18 protein-coding genes are annotated in these 21,438 nt (G+C 55.3%); 9 read left to right on the top strand and 9 right to left on the bottom strand.

What is annotated here, in order from left to right:
* Positions 1 to 13 precede the first annotated feature (13 nt).
* The gene (locus U738_RS21155; RefSeq protein ID WP_035585168.1) at positions 14 to 2,197 is read left to right on the top strand and encodes a heavy metal translocating P-type ATPase; all 2,184 of its coding nucleotides are present in this window, start codon (positions 14 to 16) and stop codon (positions 2,195 to 2,197) included.
* 29 nt (positions 2,198 to 2,226) lie between these two features.
* On the opposite strand, the gene U738_RS21150 is transcribed toward U738_RS21155, so the two are convergent.
* Positions 2,227 to 3,240, bottom strand: coding sequence for an isocitrate dehydrogenase (locus U738_RS21150; RefSeq protein WP_035585166.1), 1,014 nt, complete (start codon positions 3,238 to 3,240; stop codon positions 2,227 to 2,229).
* Positions 3,241 to 3,920: 680 nt separating this feature from the next.
* Between U738_RS21150 and U738_RS21145 the strand changes: the two genes are divergently transcribed.
* The 3 genes from U738_RS21145 (at position 3,921) to cfa (ending at position 7,644) form a co-directional block, all read left to right on the top strand.
* A complete protein-coding gene (locus U738_RS21145) occupies positions 3,921 to 5,411 on the top strand; it encodes a SulP family inorganic anion transporter (protein ID WP_035585164.1) in 1,491 nt (496 codons plus the stop codon).
* Positions 5,412 to 5,431: 20 nt separating this feature from the next.
* Entirely contained in the window at positions 5,432 to 6,289 is an 858-nt protein-coding gene (locus tag U738_RS21140) for a universal stress protein (RefSeq protein WP_035585162.1), read from the top strand.
* 200 nt (positions 6,290 to 6,489) lie between these two features.
* The gene (gene cfa, locus U738_RS21135; protein ID WP_200882508.1) at positions 6,490 to 7,644 is read left to right on the top strand and encodes a cyclopropane fatty acyl phospholipid synthase; all 1,155 of its coding nucleotides are present in this window, start codon (positions 6,490 to 6,492) and stop codon (positions 7,642 to 7,644) included.
* Here cfa and U738_RS21130 read toward each other — a convergent pair.
* From U738_RS21130 to crcB, 3 genes are read right to left on the bottom strand one after another with little or no spacing between them, the layout of a single operon-like run.
* The gene (locus tag U738_RS21130) at positions 7,637 to 8,602 is read right to left on the bottom strand and encodes an arsenic resistance protein (protein WP_035585158.1); all 966 of its coding nucleotides are present in this window, start codon (positions 8,600 to 8,602) and stop codon (positions 7,637 to 7,639) included. The two genes, cfa and U738_RS21130, sit on opposite strands and share 8 nt — an antisense overlap.
* Before the next feature lie 29 nt (positions 8,603 to 8,631).
* Entirely contained in the window at positions 8,632 to 9,018 is a 387-nt protein-coding gene (locus U738_RS21125; RefSeq protein ID WP_035585156.1) for a fluoride efflux transporter FluC, read from the bottom strand.
* On the bottom strand, positions 9,015 to 9,404 hold the full coding sequence (gene crcB / locus U738_RS21120) for a fluoride efflux transporter CrcB (RefSeq protein WP_035585153.1): 390 nt from the start codon (positions 9,402 to 9,404) through the stop codon (positions 9,015 to 9,017). The genes U738_RS21125 and crcB overlap by 4 nt, the downstream gene beginning before the upstream one ends.
* Positions 9,405 to 9,576: 172 nt before the next feature.
* Between crcB and U738_RS21115 the strand changes: the two genes are divergently transcribed.
* Both U738_RS21115 and U738_RS21110 read left to right on the top strand, forming a co-directional pair.
* A complete protein-coding gene (locus tag U738_RS21115; RefSeq protein WP_035585151.1) occupies positions 9,577 to 10,431 on the top strand; it encodes a universal stress protein in 855 nt (284 codons plus the stop codon).
* 40 nt (positions 10,432 to 10,471) lie between these two features.
* Positions 10,472 to 10,813, top strand: coding sequence for a TraR/DksA family transcriptional regulator (locus U738_RS21110; protein WP_035585149.1), 342 nt, complete (start codon positions 10,472 to 10,474; stop codon positions 10,811 to 10,813).
* 18 nt (positions 10,814 to 10,831) lie between these two features.
* Here U738_RS21110 and U738_RS21105 read toward each other — a convergent pair whose 3' ends face one another.
* On the bottom strand, positions 10,832 to 12,523 hold the full coding sequence (locus U738_RS21105; protein WP_035585147.1) for a 2-isopropylmalate synthase: 1,692 nt from the start codon (positions 12,521 to 12,523) through the stop codon (positions 10,832 to 10,834).
* Between the two features lie 212 nt (positions 12,524 to 12,735).
* Here U738_RS21105 and U738_RS21100 point away from each other — a divergent pair, with 212 nt between their 5' ends.
* Both U738_RS21100 and U738_RS21095 read left to right on the top strand, forming a co-directional pair.
* Positions 12,736 to 13,221, top strand: a complete 486-nt coding sequence (locus tag U738_RS21100; RefSeq protein WP_035585145.1) for an Lrp/AsnC family transcriptional regulator — start codon at positions 12,736 to 12,738, stop codon at positions 13,219 to 13,221.
* A gap of 72 nt (positions 13,222 to 13,293) precedes the next feature.
* Positions 13,294 to 13,650, top strand: coding sequence for a RidA family protein (locus U738_RS21095; RefSeq protein WP_035585143.1), 357 nt, complete (start codon positions 13,294 to 13,296; stop codon positions 13,648 to 13,650).
* 40 nt (positions 13,651 to 13,690) lie between these two features.
* Here U738_RS21095 and U738_RS21090 read toward each other — a convergent pair whose 3' ends face one another.
* From U738_RS21090 to U738_RS21075, 4 genes are all read right to left on the bottom strand, one after another.
* The gene (locus U738_RS21090) at positions 13,691 to 14,554 is read right to left on the bottom strand and encodes a MurR/RpiR family transcriptional regulator (RefSeq protein ID WP_035585140.1); all 864 of its coding nucleotides are present in this window, start codon (positions 14,552 to 14,554) and stop codon (positions 13,691 to 13,693) included.
* Positions 14,554 to 16,326 (bottom strand): EAL domain-containing response regulator, encoded by a 1,773-nt coding sequence (locus U738_RS21085; RefSeq protein ID WP_035585139.1) that lies wholly within the window; start codon positions 16,324 to 16,326, stop codon positions 14,554 to 14,556. The genes U738_RS21090 and U738_RS21085 overlap by 1 nt, the downstream gene beginning before the upstream one ends.
* Complete coding sequence (locus tag U738_RS21080; RefSeq protein WP_035585137.1) at positions 16,323 to 18,560, bottom strand: ATP-binding protein; 2,238 nt, start codon at positions 18,558 to 18,560, stop codon at positions 16,323 to 16,325. The genes U738_RS21085 and U738_RS21080 overlap by 4 nt, the downstream gene beginning before the upstream one ends.
* Positions 18,561 to 18,648: 88 nt before the next feature.
* The gene (locus U738_RS21075; RefSeq protein ID WP_035585135.1) at positions 18,649 to 20,004 is read right to left on the bottom strand and encodes an aldehyde dehydrogenase family protein; all 1,356 of its coding nucleotides are present in this window, start codon (positions 20,002 to 20,004) and stop codon (positions 18,649 to 18,651) included.
* A gap of 208 nt (positions 20,005 to 20,212) precedes the next feature.
* On the opposite strand from U738_RS21075, the gene U738_RS21070 reads away from it, so the two are divergent.
* A complete protein-coding gene (locus U738_RS21070) occupies positions 20,213 to 21,373 on the top strand; it encodes a GNAT family N-acetyltransferase (protein ID WP_035585134.1) in 1,161 nt (386 codons plus the stop codon).
* The last annotated feature ends 65 nt before the right edge of the window (positions 21,374 to 21,438 follow it).

The raw sequence follows: 21,438 nt of genomic DNA, 5'->3' as shown, positions 1-21,438 counted from the left end.
GGAGCAAAGAGCGATGAATGACGCTACACCTGCTAATACCGAACAACCCACCCCACAAGCGACAACCCCGTCCACCACGCTGCGCGTGCAGGGTATGGACTGTGGTGGCTGCGAACGTAAAGTCGAATCAGCGCTAAAGCGCTTAAATCACGTTGACCAGGTCTCTGCGAGTTCGCTGGCGGGGTCGGTACAACTCACTCCACCGCCGGGGCAATCGTTGCCACGTGCGGAGATTGAGTCGACGATTACCGCCCTCGGCTACCAGGTAGTGAATGAGTCGGAGGATACGTTTGAGTCGAAAAAGGCGCCTTCTTGGTGGCAATCGCCAAAAGGGCGACTGGTGATAGTCAGTGGCGCATTGCTGGCGCTTGCCTGGGGGCTTAAATTTGCTTGGCCTGCGCTGGGCAGTTGGCCCTTTATCGCGGCGACGCTGGTGGGGCTAGTGCCGATTATTCAGCATGCCTGGCAAGCGCTCAAACTGGGCAACCCCTTCACCATTGAAATGCTGATGAGCATCGCCGCCGTGGGGGCGTTAGCAATCAACGCAGCCGCCGAAGCGGCGGTGGTGGTGTTTCTGTTTGCCGTGGGTGAGCTGCTGGAGGGCGTTGCCGCAGCCCAGGCCCGGCGCAGTATCTCGGCACTTTCAAAGCTGACGCCCTCCACCGCACAGCTATTGGAGCAGGGCGAAATTCGCGAAGTCGCTGCCGCCTCGCTCCAGCCTGGCCAACGTGTTCAGGTACGCCCCGGCGACCGACTGCCCTGCGATGGGCAAATTATGTCCGGAAACTCCTCGATCGACGAGTCGCCGGTCAATGGCGAGTCGGTGCCCCGGGAGCGTGGCGAAGGGGAAACGGTGTTTGCAGGCACCGTTAATCTGGAGGGCGTGCTTGAGGTGGAGGTAACCCGCAGCGCTGAAAATAACACCATCGCCCGGGTGATTAAGCTGGTGGAAGAGGCCCAAGCGGCGAAAGCGCCAGTGGCCCGCTTTATTGACCGCTTTGCGTTTTACTATATGCCTGCGGTGGTTGGGGTGGCGCTAATAGTCGCTATCGTTCCGCCGCTGGTATCGTCGATGCTGTGGTCAGAATCCATTTACCGAGCCTTAGCGCTGCTGCTGATTGCCTGCCCCTGCGCGCTGGTGATCTCGACGCCCGCTGCTATCGCTGCCGGGCTATCGGTGGGGGCTCGTAACGGTCTGTTGATGAAAGGCGGCGCTGTGTTAGAGCAGCTAGGCAAACTCAAGCGGGTTGCGCTGGATAAAACCGGCACGCTGACCGCGGGTAAGCCCACAGTGACAGATATAGAGAGCTTTGATGGCGTCAGTGACGATGAAATAGTGCGCCTTGCCGCCGCCCTGGAGCAGGGGTCAAGCCACCCCCTTGCCTTGGCGATTAGCGACTATTTTCAAAATAATAGCGGCCAGCAGTCAAAAGCTACGTTGCCTAAAGTAGACGCTGGCCGTGCGTTAGCGGGGCACGGCGTTGCCGGGCAGGTGGAAGGGCGTGAATTACTGCTAGTGAGTCCGCGCTACTTACAAACGCTCACCCAGGGTAGCAGCAAGCTAAACGCCAGTATTACTGCGCTGGAAACTCAGGGTAAAAGCCTTGCAGTTCTGTTAGAAAACGAACGGCCTATCGGGCTAATCGCCTTGCGGGATGAGCCCCGTGAAGATGCTCGCAAGGGGCTTCAAGCGCTAGAGCGCCTGGGGGTACAGGCTGTGATGCTCAGCGGAGATAATGCCCGCACCGTGGCCGCCATTGGTGAGCAGTTGGGCATTGAGGCCGAAGGCGCACTGATGCCCGAAGATAAAGCCCAGCGCGTGCGTGAATGGCAGGCGCAAGGGCTGGGGCCCATCGGCAAAGTAGGCGATGGGATTAACGATGCGCCGGCGCTTGCGGCTGCAGAGGTGGGTATTGCCATGGGCAGCGGCACGGATGTGGCGCTTGAAACCGCCGATGCTGCGCTGCTTAAAAACCGCGTGGGTGGGATAGCCGAAATGATCGCGCTCTCCCGGGCCACCATGCGCAATGTAAAAACCAACGTGGCGCTGGCGCTGGGTTTTAAAGCGCTGTTTTTGATTTCGACAGTGCTGGGGGTTACCGGGATGTGGGTCGCGGTGATGGCGGACACTGGGGCGACCGTGCTGGTCACCCTCAATGCGCTGCACTTATTGCGCTACCGCTTTAATGACGTGTAAGACGAACCAACCCGTTAGCTTTGTACGTACTAATTCTTTACGTACTCTACCAGCGCCTGGGCGAAGGAGTCGGTCGTGCCGGTGCCGCCCATATCCGGGGTGACCATGTCACGGCGGGTTTCCAGCACGGTGCGAATGCCCTGACGGATGGCGGTGCCTTTTTCCGTCATGCCCAGGTGGTCAAGCATCTGCGCAGCGGCGAGCAGCAGGGCGCAAGGGTTGGCGATGTTCTTGCCTTCGATATCCGGCGCAGAACCGTGAACGGCCTCAAAGATTGCCGCTTTTTCGCCAATGTTTGCCCCAGGCGCCAAGCCCAAGCCACCGACGAGCCCTGCACACAGGTCAGAGAGAATATCGCCAAACAGGTTGGTGGTAACGACTACATCAAACTGGTGCGGGTTCATCACCAGCTGCATACAGGCGTTATCGACGATCATCTCCTGGAATTCTATTTCGGGATACTCTTTGGCGATCTCCCGCGCTACGTCCAAAAACAGCCCCGAGCTGGTTTTGATGATATTGGCTTTATGCACCGCGGTGACTTTTTTGCGGCCGTTGCTTTTGGCCAGCTCAAAGGCGTAGCGAACGATACGCTCAGAGCCTTTGCGGGTGACTTTGATGACCGAAATGCCGGTATCGCCGTCGTCGATCATCTCCTGACCGTCGGAAAGATACGCGCCTTCGGTGTTTTCCCGAACCGTGATCATATCGATGTCGTCGTAGCGCGAGCGGGTGCCGGGGAAGCTAATCGCCGGGCGCACGTTGGCATAAAGGTCAAAGTGGCGACGTAGCTGTACGTTAATCGAGGAGAAGCCTTTGCCAATCGGCGTGGTCAGCGGGCCTTTCAGCGCAATGCCGTACTTTTCGATGGCATCCAGCGACTCCTGAGGAATCAGCGTGCCGTGCTTTTCAAGTGCACCTAAGCCCGCATCAATATGCTGGTAGGTTAAGCCGCAATCTAAGGCGTCGAGCACTCGCAACGTGGCCTGCATAATTTCTGGGCCGATGCCGTCGCCCTTGATGACTGCAATAGATTGGCTCATGTACTGCTCCTCTTTATTTATCGGCTGGTTAGCGTCAGATGTATTTGGCACTGATGGGAAAGACAACAGGGTGTCATTTCAGGAAAGTTACCAATCGATAGCGCCTTTAATGGCCCAATGGTACGCCAGAAACGGGGGCAAGGTCACTCTGTCTAAAGTAGCGACATACCTCTGGGGGAGTTTTAGCCCAAGGGTTAGACGTTAGGTGCAATGCAGCAGAATTACTGGTAGGATACGGCACTTTGTCGCACTTGGCTTTCTACAATACGCTTCTTGCGACGCGTTATATGCACAACCCTTTCTTTTCGCAACTGTAAAAGAATCTCTGCCAATGACTGCATTCACATATTGCTTTTCAGGGCTGATGACTCCGCCCTAGCCCCTCGCCCCCTCTAAGGTGCTGATAGTGCATTCACTGCTCTGTCATCGCTTTCTGGTACTTGTTTATAGCGGCTAAGATCTTAACGACTGATTCTTAACGACCCAGCTCTTAACGATCAGGTTCTCAGCGCTCAAGTTTCCAGTACCTGAATTTAGCGGTACCTAACGCTAGCTCATCACTATTTAAAACAAAAAGCTGATCATCCCAGCGTGCCAATGTGTTGGCGGTGCTTCCCTTGTTGGCTGCGCTGTTTGACCGCTTTTGGCCTGTTATTAACCTAAAACCATGGATCCCTCGCATGTACGAAAAGTTTAAACAATCCTGGCTCTCCAATCTCAAGGGCGACACCCTGGCGGGGATTGTCGTAGCGCTAGCGCTAATCCCCGAGGCCATTGCGTTCTCGATCATCGCAGGCGTTGACCCGAAGGTCGGCCTTTACGCCTCCTTCGCTATCTGTGTGATTATCGCCTTTACTGGCGGCCGCTCCGGCATGATCTCAGCGGCAACCGGCGCCATGGCGCTACTCATGATCACCCTGGTGAAAGAGCACGGTTTAGAGTACCTGCTGGCCGCCACACTGTTGACCGGTGTGCTGCAGATTGTGGCAGGTTATCTAAAGCTTGCTGAGTTGATGCGATTCGTATCGCGCTCGGTGGTGACAGGGTTTGTCAACGCGCTGGCCATACTGATCTTTATGGCCCAGTTGCCCGAGCTGACTGACGTCACTTGGCACGTTTATGCAATGACCATTGCGGGCCTGGCCATCATTTACGGCTTTCCCTATGTGCCGGTAGTGGGTAAAGCCATTCCTTCTCCACTGGTATGTATTGTTGTACTCACCGCCGTGTACATGCTGACCGGCATGGATATTCGCAGCGTTGGCGATATGGGCGAGCTGCCCGATAGCCTGCCGATGTTCTTATGGCCCGATGTGCCGCTGAACTTTGAAACCCTGATGATCATCCTGCCCTATTCGCTAATGTTAACTGTGGTGGGCCTGCTTGAATCAATGATGACGGCGACCATTATTGATGACTTAACTGATACCAAGAGCGACAAAAACCGCGAGTGTAAAGGCCAGGGTATTGCCAACATTGGCGCGGGTTTGATTGGCGGTATGGCGGGCTGCGCCATGATTGGCCAATCGGTGATCAATATTAAATCCGGTGGCCGTCGTCGTACCTCGACGTTAATCGCCGGTATCGCACTACTGCTGATGGTGGTTTTCCTGGCCGATTGGGTATCCCAGATCCCCATGGCCGCGCTGGTGGCGGTAATGATTATGGTCTCTATAGGTACCTTTAGCTGGGAGTCGATTCGCGATCTGAAAAAGCATCCCATGAGCACTAACATCGTCATGGTGGCCACCGTTATCGTAACGGTAGGTACCCACAACTTGGCGATTGGCGTATTCGTTGGTGTGCTGTTAGCGGCGATGTTCTTTGCCAACAAAGTCGGCAACATTATGTATATCGGCTCTAAAGAAATAAAACCGGGGAAAGAGCGTGAATACGAAGTCGTTGGTCAGGTGTTCTTTGCTTCCTCCGAGCGCTTTATCGCCGCCTTCGACTTTAAAGAGAGTATCGATAAAGTCACTATCAATCTCTCCCGGGCGCACTTCTGGGATATTACCGCCGTGCAGGCGCTGGATCGCGTGGTGATTAAATTCCGCCGTGAAGGTACCGAGGTAGAGATGGTGGGTCTGAGCGAAGCCAGCGCAACGGTAGTGGATCGCTATGCGGTACACAATGACCCCGAAGCGGTTGAAAAACTGATGGGCGGCCACTAAACCAACGCATGGAGAGCGATATGACAGATCAAGTATTAGCCGCTATTGACGGCTCCCAGTTTTCTGAAGGCGTCTGCGATTACGCTGCCTGGGCAAGCTTGGCCATGGATGCACCGTTAACCTTTGTGCATGTGGTCGACAACCACTCAGAAGTACCTGAAGAGCAGAATCTTTCCGGCAACCTACGTTTTGGTGCCCGCGAAAGGCTGATGAAAGAGCTTTCTGACCTTGATGAGCAGCGCGCTAAGGTGAACCGCGAGCATGGCAAGCTGATGCTGGAAGCGGCTAAAGCGCGGGCAATTGAGGATGGGGTCAGCGACCCCGTTACTCGCCAGCGCAATGGCACCCTGGTAGAGAGCCTATTAGAGCTTGAAGAAGAGATGCGTTTGCTGGTGGTGGGTAAACGCGGTGAAACCGCCCACCAGGCCAGTGGGCATCTTGGCTCTAACCTTGAACGCGTGGTGCGTGAACTGCACCGACCGATTCTAATGGTGCCGAAAACCTTCAAGCAGCCTGAAAAGATCCTGATGGCCTTTGACGGCAGCAAAACCGCCCGTAAAGGCGTTGAGATGCTGGCACGCTCGCCCCTTTTTGCGGGCACTGAGTGCCATGTGCTGATCGTGGGTGCGGAAACGGCTGAACACCGCTCCGAGCTCGAATGGGCGTTAAGCACATTGCGCGAAGCGGGCCACCAAGCCGAGGGCGCTATTCGTGCTGGCGAGGTAGACGAAGCCCTGCAAGCTTATGAAAAAGAGCAGGGCATTGACCTGTTGGTGATGGGCGCCTACGGGCACTCCCGTATTCGTCACCTGCTAGTCGGTAGCACCACAACGGCCATGCTCCGTGGTAGTCGCATACCGGTGTTGATTCTGCGCTAAGGCCCAATAAGCAAGTTTAGCTCGCATTGCGATTTGTTTTCCGCAGCCGGCCCTCTTTCTTGAGTGAGCCGGCTTCTTAGTCTCTGCAGTGCCTAAATTATCTCCATCAAATGATGCTAATGTTGCAATGCGCTTCTATGCTAGTAGTCAGGTTGTAACCTATTCACCCACTGGAATAGCGTAAGGAGCCTGCTGTGAACATGCCCATGTTGGAAAAAAAGCCTGTTGGCTTCGACGAAGCCTCAACGTCCCACCGTTTTGTCGCCGAGCTACTGGCCCAAGCCGATATTCATCTCGACGGGCACCGCCCCTGGGATATCCAATTGAATGCTCCCGGCGTTATTGATAGCGCTCTTTCGCGAGGTAATCTTGGGTTTGGCGAAAGCTACATGAAGGGGGACTGGGACGCCGATCGGCTTGATGAGTTGTTTTACCGCTTAATGCGTGCTCGGCTCGGGCAGCGTATCAAACCCACTCAATTGATGTATCACTCTCTGCGTTCGCGCCTGCTGAATCGTCAAACGGCGAAGCGTGCCTGGGAAGTGGGCGAAAAGCATTACGATCTGGGTAATGACTTCTACGCGGCCATGCTCGATCAGCGCATGACCTACACCTGCGGCTACTGGAAAAATGCCCAAACCCTAGACGAAGCTCAGGAAGCCAAACTCGACCTGGTCTGCCGTAAATTGCAATTAAAACCGGGGATGCGGGTGCTGGATATCGGCTGCGGCTGGGGCAGTTTTATGGCCTACGCGGCTGAGCATTACGGTGTTGAGTGCGTGGGCCTGACGATCTCCAAAGAGCAGGCGGAGTTCGGGCAGCGGCTGATAAAAAACGGGCTGCCGGTAGCGTTTCGCTTGCAAGATTACCGTAATGAGACCGAGCAGTTTGACCGTATTGTTAGTATTGGCATGTTTGAGCATGTGGGGCATAAAAACTACCGCGAGTATATGAGCGTGGTTAACCGCTGCTTAAAAGATGACGGGCTGTTTTTACTGCATACCATCGGCAAAAACTTGAGCAACACGGTGACTGACCCCTGGATTGATAAGTATATTTTCCCCAATGGCGAATTGCCCACCTTGGGGCAAATCGCGGATGCCACTGAAGCGCTGTTCGTGGTGGAGGACGTACATAACTTTGGGGCCGATTACGACCGTACTCTAATGGCTTGGCACGATAACTTTGAGACGCACTGGCCCACCTTTGAAAGCCAGTATGGCGAGCGTTTCTATCGCATGTGGCGTTACTACTTGCTATGTTGCGCCGGTGCTTTCCGAGCTCGAGAAATTCATCTTTGGCAACTGGTGATGAGTAAGCAGGGGGTGCTGGGCGGTTATTCCCGCGTTAGCTAAATTTTTGCTCTGGTATAAGCTTGCTAGGCACCCAGCGTAAGAACGCCACCATACCCAATAGCTCTACCAGAGATTGGAACACCACCACCACGACCGCTGCTTGCCAGGGGCTCGGCAGGGTTAGCGCGATGGGCAGCATCACAAAAGAGTTACGCGTGCCAAAGCTGAACGCTAGCGTTCTAGCGCTTTCGGTGGGCAGTTTAAACAACTTACCTAACCCCTTACCCAGCAGTGCAGCAAAGAGTAGAAAGCCAATAAAGATAAATACCACCTGCACCAGCACGCGGCTCAGCCCGAACACAGTGTTGACCTGGGAAGCGGCAATCATCATCACCACCAAGGCCAGTAAGGGAACCGGCAGTAACCCTAAGTAATGTACGCTTCGCCTTACCGCTTTATGGTGCTGGGCGGTGTACTCGGTAAGCCAGGCGAGTGCTAAGGGGGTGAGAATAAGCCCTGCAAAAGCGCTCAGCAGCTCGCTGGAGAGGGTCAGTCCAAACCACTCACTGCCCAAGAACAGCCACAAATAAACCGGCAGCGCGACCATCTGCACCAGCAGCAGGAGCGGGGTAGCGGCAACCGCTTGCGCGCTATTTCCCTTGCCTAGATGCGTGAAGGTGATAAACCAATCGGTGCAGGGCACTAGCAGTACCAGTAGAACGCCTGCCAACACGGCGGGGGAAAGCGGTAGCCACATAACGGTAAGGGCTAAAAAGGCCGGGATGACAATAAAGTTACCGACCAGTAGCGCGGCCATAAAGCGTGTGTCTTTCAAGCTACTGGCAATGCGAAGAAGAGGAATCTGAGTAAACGTAGCGTAGAGCAGTAGGCCGAGTAATGGCCAAAGCAACCGTTCGAGCTGTTCAGCGAATGTCGGCGCCCCGATGCCTAACGCAAGGCCTAGGCCAATGAACACCAGGTAGAGCCAAGACTGATGCTTTTCCATCTGGTCGCGCATGCGGGCTTACCCTGTGGCTGACTGTTTTGCTAACGAAAAAGCGCGATGCGCTCGCCCACTACGGCGGCGCCCAGCCAAAGGGGCAAGCTGACCACTATATAAGCCAGTGCAATCCATGGTTGGCCTAACTGCACCAGATGCAGCGTCTCTAAGCTAAACAGCGAAAAGGTGGTAAAGCCACCGCAAAATCCGGCGACCAGTAACGGCTGTAAAGGTGCCAGCTGGCCGTGAGGGAAGCGCGAGATGGTGGCCGCCAGCCAGCCAATCAAACAGGAACCTAGCACGTTGACGATGAGCGTACCCCAGGGGAAATACCCCCCCAATGCCGCCTGAGATAGCAGTGAAACGCCGTAACGCAGCACGCTGCCAAGTCCACTACCCAACCCCACGGCTAAATAGGCTTTCCAGGCGCTCATAGAGAGCCTCCAACGACGAGCCAGCCCAATACGACCATGACTAAACCGAGTAGCAGTGTGGTACCCATATTAAGAGCCGCACGCAGCGCTTGGCCGCTCTGCCATAGTTCAATGGTTTGCAGACTAAAGGAAGAAACCGTGGTGTAGCCCCCCAGCAGCCCGGCGACCATAAATAGCCAAACAGGTGAGGGTTGATCGCTGGGTATGCCCTGACTGCCCAATAAACAGCCTGCTATAAAGGCGCCGCTAGCGTTAACCGCCAGGGTCCCCCAGGGGAAAGCTTTACCCAGCCAGCGCGCCATCAGATTGGAAACGCCAAATCGACCCATGCCGCCCAGCATGCCGCCTAGTGCGACTAACAGTACGCTTGTTAGACCATACCCCATGCTTCCCCCATTGGCGCTCACTTAAATAGGCTGCTAAGTGTAGCACGCACGTTTTATAGCGTCAGAGCAGTATTAAAGAACGTTCTAGGCTGTCGCGAGTCAATGAGTTCGTGTAGAAAAGGTAGAGAATATAACAATAACGTTGATGCACCCGCTCAAGGAGCCGTAACCCATGTCAGATCGCGTGTTGGCCGCTATTGATAGTTCTCAATTTTCAGAAGGCGTGTGTGATTATGCGGCCTGGGCCGCCAAAGCGCTTAATGCCCCGCTCAGTTTTATTCATACCGTCGATAACCATGCCCAGGTAGCTGAACCCGATTTAACCGGAAATCTAGGCCTAGGTACCCGAGAGCACCTGCTGGAAAAACTCTCAGGCATTGAAGAGCAGCATGCGAAAGTCTCCCGTGAACGCGGTCGCCTGTTGTTAGACGCGGCCAAAGAGCGTGCGATTAACGCGGGTATTGCCGAGCCGCAATGTTTGCAGCGCAATGGCACCTTGGTAGAAACCTTGGTTGAGAACGAAAAAGACGTTCGGCTTTTGGTGGTGGGCAAGCGAGGCGAGACGGCGCACCAAGCCAGCGGTCATTTAGGTTCTAATCTTGAGCGCGTGGTACGTGAGATGCATCGGCCGATCCTTATGGTGCCGAAACAGTTTACCCAACCGCACAATGTGATGATGGCATTCGACGGTAGTAACACCGCGCGAAAAGGTGTCGAAATGCTGGCCAAAAGCCCGCTGTTTGAGGGTGCCACCTGCCACGTGGTGATTGTCGGCGCAGAAACCGCTGAAAACCGCTCGCAGCTAAGCTGGGCACTGGAAACCCTGCGTGAAGCGGGGCACACCGCGGAAGGGGCGATACGCGCAGGCGAGGTGGAAGAGACGCTGCGTACCTATAAGCAAGAGCATGATATCGACATGCTGGTGATGGGCGCCTACGGCCACTCGCGGATCCGTCACCTGCTAGTCGGCAGTACTACCACCACAATGTTGCGTAATGCCCAGTTGCCGGTGCTGATTTTGCGCTGATTGCTGCACTTTTATGGCTCAGTCGGGATGAGAGTTGCAGATGAATCACCCAGAGATAGATATAGCCGTTATTCGTGAGAAATTACTAACGTTCGACGCCACGCTCCGTGAGGAGAGCGCCAGCAGTGAAGACTCCCGGGATACGGTGATGCTGGATCAAACATCGGTAGGTCGGCTGTCGCGTATGGATGCGATACAAGGGCAGGCGATGGCTAAAGCAGGCGAGCAGCGCCGTCAGCTGAAGCTAAAGCAAATTGCCGCTGCCCTGCAACGTATTGAAGGGGAAAGCTTCGGTGAGTGTATCGAGTGCGGCGAATGGATTGGGGCCAAACGCCTCACCTGGGACCCATTAGTGCTGAAGTGTATTGAGTGTGCCGATTAGATCCTAAACCTTAGCCATTTACGCTTCGGCGGCAGCTTCTGGCCGCTGCTCAGTTGTCTGACCTGGGTTAATCGTTGCGTTAATACCTGACAACAGCGCCTTGAGCGATGCACTCACAGTATCGCTATCTTCGGCCACTGCGCAAAGCCGCTGGCCATCGATATTGAGTTGGACAAAGGCGATCGCATTGGCTTCACTGCTGGCACCCAGCGAGTGCTCGCTGTAATCGATAATCCCCACGCTGCTTCCAGAGTGGCGCTGCCACGCATCGGTGAACGCGGACATGGCGCCGTTACCTTTACCTGAGAGACGCAGCGTTTCATCGCCCTGTTGTAGCGTGACCTCAATGCCTTCCTGCTGACCTTTGGAGAGTTGGTAATCGACAAGCGTTAGCGGCGCTTCCTGGGTGAAATTATCGAACATCACCTGGCGAATCATTCCGCTGGAAAGTTCGCTGGCGCGCTGTTCGCTCTCTTGCTGAACAAAGGGCGCCAAGGCCAGCATCATCCAACGCGGCAGATTAATGCCGTAATCACGCTCCAGCAGGAAAGCCATGCCGCCCTTGCCGGACTGACTGTTGACGCGAATCACCGCCTGGTAGTCGCGGCCGATATCGTGGGGGTCGATGGGCAAATAGGCCACTTGCCACGGCTCGTCGGACTGTTGATGCTTGAGGGATTTACGAATCGCGTCCTGATGGCTGCCCGAGAAGGCGGTATAGACCATCTCGCCCACCCAAGGGTGGCGCGGGTGCATGGCGATGCCGGTGCACTCATTAACCACCTGAATAATTTCATCTGGGTTGGAAAGATCCAGCTGTGGGTCGATGCCCTGGCTATAAAGGTTCATGGCCAGGGTCACGATATCCATATTGCCAGTGCGTTCGCCGTTGCCCAGCAGTGTGCCTTCCACGCGCTCGGCGCCCGCCAGCAGGGCGAGTTCTGCAGAGGCGACGGCGCCCCCGCGGTCATTATGGGTATGCACCGAGATAATCACGCTGTCGCGACGGCTGATGTTCTGGCAGAAGTACTCAATCTGGTCGGCGTGATGGTGTGGCCCGGCCACTTCCACCGTGGTAGGCAGGTTGAGAATGCATTTATTCTCTGGCGTCGGCTGCCACACATCCATCACCGCTTCGCAAATCTCCAGCGAGAAATCGATCTCGGTACTGGAAAAACTTTCCGGGGTGTACTCGAAACACCAATCAATATCGGGGTATTGGTCGGCGTAGGTTTTGACCCAGGTGGCTCCCTGCACTGCGATATCAACAATGCCGGCGCGGTCCATTTCAAATACGCGCTCGCGCTGAATCGTTGAGGTAGAGTTGTATAGGTGCACAATGGCGCGCTTGGCCCCCACCAGCGAGGCAAAGGTCTTCTCAATCAAGTGTTCACGGCACTGCACCAGTACCGCAATGGTGACGTCATCGGGAATTTGATTCTCTTCGATCAGCCAGCGCACGAAGTCGTAGTCGGGCTGGCTGGCCGAAGGAAAGCCTACCATGACTTCTTTAATGCCCACTTTAACGATCTGCTGCCAGAAGCGCTGCTTTTGCTCAACGGTCATCGGCTCAAGCAGCGCCTGATTGCCGTCGCGTAGGTCTTCGCTCACCCAGATCGGGGCGTGATCCAGATCACGATCCGGCCATTGGCGATTGAAGGCAGGCACGCGGGGCGCAGGGCGATATTTGCGATGATCGAAAGCAGACATAGTGAACTTCCTGAAGTGGTGGTCTTCCTGAAAATAACCGTTTTATGGATAGCGGCTGCTTGTGGCGGCCGTGCTGAGTGGTTCGCTGCTTTTGGCAACTCGTATAGTGTAAAGGGTTTGCAGCGCTAGGTTCTTGCGAAGATAGGAGGTGTTAGATAATAATTGGCAGGAAGTTTCTTTAATATTTTATTTTTTGGCAGGAGCTGCCTTTTATGTCGGTATCGCCACTGGTGTTGGATCGTTTTGATCGTCATATCTTGGATATTGTCCAGCAGGAGGGGCGCATTAGTAACCAGGAGTTGGCTGATCGAATTGGGCTTTCGCCTTCGCCCTGTTTGCGCCGGGTACGGGCCCTGGAGGAGCACGGCCTAATATTGCGCTACCGTGCGGAGGTAGATTCCCGCCAACTGGGCTATCAGTTAATGGCGTTGCTGCATATCTCCATGGATCAGCATACGCCGGAGCGCTTCGATAATTTTGAGCGCCATATTCGTGACATTCCTAACGTTATCGAATGTCTGATCATTACCGGCCAGGCGGCGGATTTTCAGCTTAAGATTCTGGTGCGCGATATGGACGACTATCAGCACCTTTTGTTGCACGTGATTAATCGCATTGAGGGCGTTACCGGCGCGCATACCAGCTTTGTACTGCGGCGGGTGTTTGAGCATCGTCCGGTGCCTACGGACCGGCTTTGATAAAGAAGACATGGTCAAGGGTAAGCCTGGCGGTTTAGACTGCTTTTTTTCAACCTGTTAGGAGTTTGCACTATGACTATCCAACGTCACGATACAAAAGCCCGCATGAGCCGTGCGGTGATTCACCAGGGTGTGGCCTATCTGTGTGGCCAAGTAACTGGCCCGGAGGCCCGCGACGGTGATATTACGGCCCAGACTGAAAGTATGTTGGCGCGGGTGGATGCGCTACTGAAAGAGATTGGTTCAAGCCGTGAGCAGCTGCTTAGCGCGACTATTTACCTAAAAGATGGCAGCGACTTTGCCGCGATGAACGAGGTGTGGGATGCCTGGGTACCCGCAGGCTACGCTCCGGCGCGCACCTGCGTCTGCGCACCCATGCCCGCCGATGAACTCAAAGTGGAAATCACCGTCACCGCCGCGGTAAGCTAACTCCTTACTCCTCACCATTCACTCCTCACTATTTACCCATTCACTTCCCCGGCTTTTCCACCGGAAAGCGCGTATCGCGCAGGCTGTCTTTGATTTTCTTGAGGTGGGGTAAGAAGTCTTCACCGCGCCTCAAGGTCACCCCCGTGGCCAGCGCGTCAATCAGGGTTAGCTGAATCACTCGCGAAGTCATCGGCATGTAGTGGTCGGTGTCTTCGGGGGTGGCAACGTCCAGGGTGGCGGTACACTCGCTAGCCAGCGGTGAATTGGGCGCGGTAATACCAAGAACGACAGCCCCGGCATCCCGCGCCAAACGGGCGATATCCACCAGCTCCCGGGTGCGTCCGGTGTAGGAGATAATCACTACCACATCACCCGTATGGCAGGCAGCGGCGACCATGCGCTGCATCAGCACATCAATATAGGCCATCACCGGCAGGTTGAAGCGGAAGAACTTGTGCTGGGCATCCTGGGCCACCGCGCCGGAGGCGCCCAAACCAAAAATGTGGATCTGCTTGGCCTGGGTGAGGTAGTCGACCATACGCTCGACGGCGCCCATATCGATTTCGCGCTGGGCTTGATCGAGGGCGGCGATGGTGGCGCCAAAAATTTTGTGGGTGTACTGGGTGGCAGAGTCGCCGGGCTCCACCGCGCGGGTCACATAGGGCGTACCACCGGCTAAGCTCTGGGCCAGTTTGATCTTGAAATCAGGGTAGCCTTTGGCGCCAAAGTTGCGGCAAAAACGGTTAACCGTGGGCTCGCTAACGCTTGCCGCTTGGGCCAGACTAGCAATGCTGAGACTGGTGGCGACCGTTGGGTCTTCAAGAATTACATTGGCGACTTTACGCTCCGAGCGGTTGAGTTCTTCTAAACGTTCGCGTAAGCGGTCAAGTAAGTCATGAGCCATTAACGATCTCCGTATGGGGATAGGGAAAGTGGAGGTGTGGAGCAGAGCGGTTGCCATTCGCCGCACCACGCCACAAATGCCTCAGCAGGCAGCGGACGGGCGTAGAAGTAGCCTTGCGCGGCTTCACAGCCTATTGAACTTAGATAGGCTGCCTGGGCCGAGGTCTCGATGCCTTCCGCCACTACATCGCAGCCCACGCTATGGGCAAGCTGGGTAATGGTATGCGCCAGTTGGCGGTCAATCGCGCTGGTTTCCAGGTCCATCACAAAGGCACGATCAATTTTCAGCGTCGAAAACGGTAGCGTTTTAATATACGCCAGCGACGACTGGCCGGTACCAAAATCGTCGATGGCCACGGCAATATTCATTTCAGCCAATTGGGCAAGCTGCTGACGAGCGTGATTCATATCGCTCATCAACCCCGATTCGGTCACTTCCAACGCCAAGAAGCGCTGGGGAATTTGCCACAGTTCAAGACGGGCAAGCAGCTGTTGGGCAAAGTCCTTGCGGGACAGCTGGCGAGCGGCCACATTTACCGCAATATGAAAATCATCATTGAGCAGTCCTTCTGCCCGCCAGATGCTGATATAACGCATGGCTTCATCCAGCACCCAGTCGCCGATTGAGAGAATATCACCACTGGCCTCAGCCAGCGGAATAAATTCGCCGGGAGAGATAAGCCCGAATTCCGGGTGCTGCCAACGTAACAGCGCTTCCGCGCCTAAAATCTTATGATCAGCCAGAGATAGTTTGGGCTGAAAGGCAAGCGACATCTCACCGCGCTCGGTGGCGCCACGAATTGCTTGCTGAATATGCAGCCGCTGCCGCTGCTTGGTCTCAAGCGCGGGAGTGTAGTGCTGAACCTTTAGCGACTCCAGGGGCGGCAAAGCTAACGCCGCCATATGTACTAACCGTTCTGTCTCAAAATAACCTGCTTCGGCGCTAATACCGATACGTGCGCTGAGAGGCAGCAAAAGCTCATCCAGCGCCTGATCCTGTTCAAAACAATCGAGTAGTTGCTCGGCCAGGCCCAGCAGTTTGGTTGGGTTTGCCGTGGGGGTAATGACCAGCAGCTCGCTTCCTCCCCATAAGCCGAGCAAACACTCCTCGTCGAGCTGCCGACGAAGCCGTTGGGTAATAAAATGAAGGAGTTGGTCGGCAACCCGGTAGCCGTGCAAGCGCACTACGTCATCGAGTTTATCAATCGCGATAAACAGTAGCCCCGTGCCGGAAGCTTTAAGGGCCGCCGTGCGCAGCGCCTGGTCTAAACCGCGCCGGTTAGGCAGCTGGGTAATAGGGTCGGTGCGTGACTGGCGATCTAACTCTTGGGTGCGTTTGGCGACCATCTGTTCGAGGGTGTCGGCCTGCTTATCACGCACCTGGTAGCGGTGCTCAATGTTTAAGGTATTGCGTATGCGTTGCAATACTTCATCTTGCTTAAACGGTTTGGTGATGAAATCGCGTACGCCCATACTCAGGGCCCGATGGCGGGTCGCGTCATCAATTTGCGCCGTCAGCACGATAATCGGCGGCATCTGCTCGGCAAAGTGCGCCCTGAGCTCTTCAATCACCGCATAGCCGTCTAGGTGCGGCATACGTATATCCAGCAGCAGTAAATCAGGCAACTGCTGTTGGCAGTGAGGGAGCACCTCACGTGGATCGTTGATACCGTGAACGTTCTCGAACCCATACTCGTCAAGAAGATCGAACATGAGTTCGATGTTAACCGTGCTGTCATCCACTATTAACAAATGTTTTTCAGTAAGGCTCATGGTGCTTTCCCTGACGCAGTCTGAATAAACTGAGCAATGGTGGCTTCTAGTTTATCAAGCTCAAGCGGTTTGGTGAGGTAGGCATTAAAGCCTGCTTCCAGACCGCGTCTAATGTCGCCCGGCATGGCGTTGGCCGAGAGGGCGACCACCGGCAAGGCTTGCAGCTGTGGGTCGCGGCGCATCGCTTCCAATGTCTGGTAGCCGTTCATGCCCGGCAGGTGGACATCCATGAGTACCAGGGCAGGCGAGCAGTGGCGCATTATTTCCAGGCCAATTTCAGCGCTGGGCGCAATCTGCAGCGTTATCTCGCCCATATCTTCAATAATATCTTCCATCAGCCGCTGATTGGCGGGGTTGTCCTCGATATAGAGCAGCGTAAAAGCACTGCTGGGCTGCGCATGAACAGGATGAGACGCAGGAGGCGCGTCGGCGGTAGCGTCTGCGTTAGCAGTGGGTAAGGTAAACCAAAAAGTGGCACCTTGGCCGGGCTGACTGTCTACCCCCATCTCGCCGTTCATACGCTCGACCAGCTCGCGGGTAATCGCCAGGCCAATTCCGGAGCCTTCTATGCTGCCACCTTCTGCATCAAGGCGATTAAAGGGTTCAAATAGCTCGTGTTGGCGTTCAGGGGCAATGCCAGAGCCGGTGTCGGTGACGCTGATACGCACATGATCCACTAAGTGTGCCACGGTAATATCGATTGAGCCGTTGGGGCTGTTGTACTTAATCGCATTAGAGAGCAGGTTTAACAGTATCTGTTTGGTGCGTGTGTAGTCGGCGTTTACCTGCCAGCGATCATTGGGTGAGGTATAGCGAAACTGAATGCCTGCCGCCTCGGCGCAGTCTTCCAAGGTAGAGCAGGCGTCGTTAAACACGTTGGCGAGAATAATCGGCTCAATGGAGAGCGTCATATGACCTGCTTCTATCTTGGCCAAATCCAGCACTTCGTTAATCAGGCTGAGTAGGTGTTGACCACTCCGCTCGATTTGGGAGACCTGGCGGTGCTGCTTGTCGCCAAGCGGTTCGCGGCGGCTATTAGCCAGAATCTGCGAGAAACCGATGATGGCATTGAGCGGGGTGCGCAGCTCGTGGCTCATTGATGAGAGAAATTCACTTTTTGCTCGGCTGGCGGTTTCTGCCTGGTCACGAGCCGCGGCGAGGTCGCGCATAACCTGTTCGCGCTCGGCCATTTGGCTATACAGGTTGATCAACAGCGAACAGGTGTCGGTAAACGGCTGTAGCCAATCCAACAGCGCCTGGTTCAGTGGTTGCTGGCTATTGGCGATGGCGTACATACCAATCAGGTGTTCGCCGCTGAAAATAGGAACGCCGAGGTAGTTATGGAACGGCGTGTCCGCGATGGGAAAACCACTGCGTTTAATATGGGGGGCAATGTCGTCGGCAATGATCACTTCACCATAGGCAAAAACACGACCTAACATTGAGTCTGGGTTGGTGAGTTTTAAACTGCCATTACGCAGTTGGTCTACCAGATTACGCGATTCTTCGCTCCACGTGAGATGGGTAATCGCATGAACTTTAAGTGCGTTGGTGGTGTTGGTAGGCAGTACTTCGCCAATGAGTGCGTAGTCACTATCGGTGAGCTCGCGCAGCGCCTCCATCAAAAATACCCACAGCCGTTTTTCCGACATCAGCGCTTGATAGTCGGTAATACCTTGGTGGAGGATTTGGAGCAGCTTCTGCTCTTTCTGCATTTTGCTAGCGGTCTGGGTGAGCTCTATCTGAAGCTTGTGTTGGCGAAGTAGCTCTTCAACCTGACCCGCCAAATTACTGAGCAGCTTTAGATCTCGCTCACTAAAGGTACGAGGCTGGTGGTCAATAATGCACAGGGTGCCAACGGCCATGCCTTGGAGTGGCCGTATGGGAAATCCTGCGTAAAAGCGGATGTGCGGCGAGTCAGTGACCAGTCGATTGTCTGCAAAGCGCTCGTCTTTATGGGTGTCTTCAATGACCAGCGGTCCATCGTGGGCGATGGCATGGGCGCAGAACGAGACGGCCCGCTCGGTTTCACACTCCTCAAGCCCTTGGTGCGATTTAAACCACTGCCGCTCTTGATCGATTAACGACACTAAGGCCACAGGCACATTGAACAGGTCGCGGGCGAGTTGCGTCATCCGCTCGAACGCCTTGTCACTAGGCGTATCGAGTACCTGTAGAGCATGCAAGGCCGCCAGTCGCTGTGTTTCATTTTGAGGAGTATCTGGGGCTTGCATGGCCATTCCACCGAAGAGGATTAAGTAAATATATCGTACAAGAGTTATACCAATGAATAATTACCTATCGGTCATTAACCCACAAGCTTTAGCCAAGACCTAAAAGTTTTATTAGCCAACGCCGGTAAGGTGGGTAAAGTAGCCGGCTCGTTGCTCGTTTCGCCTGATAAAAAACTCCGCGCAAGTGGCTAAAACGCTCAAAACCGTGGCGCCCATGGTAAGCCCCCATGCCGCTCTCACCGACGCCGCCAAAGGGCAATGAAGGCACTGCGTGGTGGAGCAGCGTAGCATTAAATACCAGCGCGCCAGAGCGAGTCGTTTGCAGCAACTGCTGCTGCAAGCCCTTTTCATGTGTGAAGGCATACAGCGCTAGGGGGTGGGGGCGGGCATTCACATAGCGTATTGCCGCCGCCATATCGCTAACGCCAATCACCGGTAGGCAGCGGCCAAAAATCTCGTCCCGCATCACCTGAAGCCCCTGGTGAGGGTCGATAATCAGCGCCGGGGCATAAGGGCCGTGATCAATAACTCTGCAACCGTGGTCGTGGGCTTCTTGTAGCATGGCATCCAGCCGCTGCTGGTGGGCCGCATTAATCGCATGGGTGTCCGCGTTGGCATTGGGGCGCTGCTGTTGAATAGCCTCGCTTAACGCCTTAACCAGGGCACTCATATGGCGGCTCTCTACCAGCACGTAGTCGGGGGCGATACAGGTTTGCCCGCCGTTCATGCCTTTACCAAAAATAATATCCGCTGCGGCTTTAGCGAAATCCGCATCGCCAGCCACAATAGCGGGTGACTTTCCGCCCAGTTCTAGTGTCACTGGGGTTAAATTCGCGGCGGCCGCCTGGGCGACTTGACGGCCCACCGCCGTAGAGCCAGTGAATACCAAGTGATCAAACGGCAGCTCGCTAAAGCGACGGGCCACTGCTACATCGCCTTCGATTACTTTGAGCTCTTCATGGGGGAAGTATTGCGGCACTAGGCGCTTGAGCAGGGCGCTGGTGGCGGGGCTGTGCTCACTGGGCTTCAGCATTACCACATTGCCCGCTGCAAAGGCATCCACAACTGGCATGAGTGCCAGGCTCCAGGGGTAGTTCCAGGGCGACATCACGCCGACCACACCCAGCGGTTGAGGTGCGATGCGTGCCCGGGCAGGCATTAAACGCCACGGCATACTGGCCGAACCCGGGCGCATCCAGCGCCATAGATGCAGCCTGGCGTGGCGAATAGCGTGGATCACTGGGCTGATTTCAGCCATGCGTATTTCCACGTCGCTGCGCTGACCAAAATCCGTTTGAATCGCGCGGATAATCTCAAGCTGATGGTGCTTAGTCATACGCGCTAGGCGGGCCAAGCGTTCACGCCGCAGCGTTAGCGTCGGGTAGGGCATTTGTTCGGCAGCTTGGCGCTGCGTTTGAAAATCACCCATCAGATCGCGCGTCATGGCCTGTCCTTATGTGCCGCTAGCGGCATAACGTTAATGACTGTCGTTTAATCACCGCATCTGCTGTCGTTGGCATAGTCTGTGGATTTAGTCCGTGGGTTCAGCCAATGGATGTCAACGACTGGGGTAAGAGGGTGAGTGTAAACGGTTTAAATAAACAGTTAGTGTAAAGTGGCCCCTTTAGCCCTCACACTCTCGGGAAGGTGCTATGCCGTTACCCCCACTGTCGATCACTATTCTACCCACCATTGAGGCCGTCACGGCAAGCCAGTGGGATTCACTGGTAGATACTGATCAGCCCTTTTTACGTCATGGGTTTTTACACGCCCTGGAGGCCAGCGGTTCGGTCAGTATGGCCACGGGTTGGGAGCCTTGTCACCTGAGTGTATGGCAAGGCGAACAGCTGGTCGCGGCGATGCCGATGTATCGCAAACATCACTCCTACGGTGAGTATGTGTTTGATTGGGGCTGGGCGGAAGCATTAGAGCGTGCTGGTGGCCGCTACTACCCCAAAGCACTCAGTGCCGTGCCGTTCACGCCGGTGCCGGGCGCGCGCACGCTCATCGCCAAGCACGCCGATGCCCCTGCTATACGCGCTCTGCTGGCTGACGCTTGGCGTGAACAGTGTGACAGCCTTGATCTCTCTAGCTGGCACTTGCTGTTTGCCGACGAGGCGGATGTCACCGCTTGGCAGGCGCAGTGCCCTGAGCTGATCAGCCGTGAAGGTGTGCAGTTTCAGTGGCGTGACCGCGGCTTCGGCGATTTTGATGGTTTTCTGGCCAGCCTTACCTCGAAGCGGCGCAAAATGATCAAGCGCGAGCGGCGCTTGGTCGCCGAGCAAGGCTTGAAGGTTGCCTACGTAGAGGGCGACGCGATTACCCCAGCGGATATAGCGCATTTCTATCGCTGCTATGCGATTACCTACCATGAGCGTGGTCGCCCGCCTTATTTAAACCATGACTTTTTTGAACGCCTGCGCCAAACCATGCCCGAGGTGCTGGTGCTGGTACAGGCCTATATTGAAGATCGCCCGGTGGCGGCAGCGCTCTATTTTCGCGGCACTAAGTCGCTTTACGGGCGTTACTGGGGAAGCGAAGTGGTGGCTGACTGCCTGCACTTTGAAGCCTGCTATTACCAGGGCATTGAGTACTGTTTGCAGCGTGGCTTAACGCTATTTGACCCAGGTACCCAGGGTGAGCACAAGCTGGTACGCGGTTTTGCTCCCCAGCGGGTGCGTTCGCTGCACTACATTAGCCACCCTGGGCTGGCTGCCGGTGTTGCCCAGTTTTGTCATCAAGAGGGCGAACATGTCAGCGCCTACCGCGAAGCGGCCCATCAAGCGCTGCCCTTTAAGCTGTCATTTAAATAAGCAGCGGCTCGCTGGGATTGTTCCTTGATGGCATAATGCGCGCCAATAAGTGGGACGATATAAAT

Origin of the sequence: Halomonas sp. TG39a, from assembly GCF_000744395.1 — a bacterium.
GTDB classification, from domain to species: Bacteria; Pseudomonadota; Gammaproteobacteria; order Pseudomonadales; family Halomonadaceae; genus Vreelandella; species Vreelandella ventosae_B.
Note: the sequence above shows the minus strand (reverse complement) of the source record. Positions and strands in the feature narration are given on the sequence as shown.

Bases quoted from the DNA above. Each gene is read 5' to 3' on its own strand.
- U738_RS21090 (WP_035585140.1), bottom strand. From the start codon at position 14,554: ATGGCTCATGACTTACTTGACCGCTTACGCGAACGTTTAGAAGAACTC.
- U738_RS21130 (WP_035585158.1), bottom strand. From the start codon at position 8,602: ATGCGCGACCAGATGGAAAAGCATCAGTCTTGGCTCTACCTGGTGTTC.
- U738_RS21155 (WP_035585168.1), top strand. From the start codon at position 14: ATGAATGACGCTACACCTGCTAATACCGAACAACCCACCCCACAAGCG.
- U738_RS21085 (WP_035585139.1), bottom strand. From the start codon at position 16,326: ATGAGCCTTACTGAAAAACATTTGTTAATAGTGGATGACAGCACGGTT.
- U738_RS21115 (WP_035585151.1), top strand. From the start codon at position 9,577: ATGTCAGATCGCGTGTTGGCCGCTATTGATAGTTCTCAATTTTCAGAA.
- U738_RS21145 (WP_035585164.1), top strand. From the start codon at position 3,921: ATGTACGAAAAGTTTAAACAATCCTGGCTCTCCAATCTCAAGGGCGAC.
- U738_RS21075 (WP_035585135.1), bottom strand. From the start codon at position 20,004: ATGACGCGCGATCTGATGGGTGATTTTCAAACGCAGCGCCAAGCTGCC.
- U738_RS21080 (WP_035585137.1), bottom strand. From the start codon at position 18,560: ATGCAAGCCCCAGATACTCCTCAAAATGAAACACAGCGACTGGCGGCC.
- U738_RS21110 (WP_035585149.1), top strand. From the start codon at position 10,472: ATGAATCACCCAGAGATAGATATAGCCGTTATTCGTGAGAAATTACTA.
- U738_RS21125 (WP_035585156.1), bottom strand. From the start codon at position 9,018: ATGAGCGCCTGGAAAGCCTATTTAGCCGTGGGGTTGGGTAGTGGACTT.
- U738_RS21105 (WP_035585147.1), bottom strand. From the start codon at position 12,523: ATGTCTGCTTTCGATCATCGCAAATATCGCCCTGCGCCCCGCGTGCCT.
- U738_RS21140 (WP_035585162.1), top strand. From the start codon at position 5,432: ATGACAGATCAAGTATTAGCCGCTATTGACGGCTCCCAGTTTTCTGAA.
- U738_RS21100 (WP_035585145.1), top strand. From the start codon at position 12,736: ATGTCGGTATCGCCACTGGTGTTGGATCGTTTTGATCGTCATATCTTG.
- cfa (WP_200882508.1), top strand. From the start codon at position 6,490: ATGCCCATGTTGGAAAAAAAGCCTGTTGGCTTCGACGAAGCCTCAACG.
- U738_RS21070 (WP_035585134.1), top strand. From the start codon at position 20,213: ATGCCGTTACCCCCACTGTCGATCACTATTCTACCCACCATTGAGGCC.
- crcB (WP_035585153.1), bottom strand. From the start codon at position 9,404: ATGGGGTATGGTCTAACAAGCGTACTGTTAGTCGCACTAGGCGGCATG.
- U738_RS21095 (WP_035585143.1), top strand. From the start codon at position 13,294: ATGACTATCCAACGTCACGATACAAAAGCCCGCATGAGCCGTGCGGTG.
- U738_RS21150 (WP_035585166.1), bottom strand. From the start codon at position 3,240: ATGAGCCAATCTATTGCAGTCATCAAGGGCGACGGCATCGGCCCAGAA.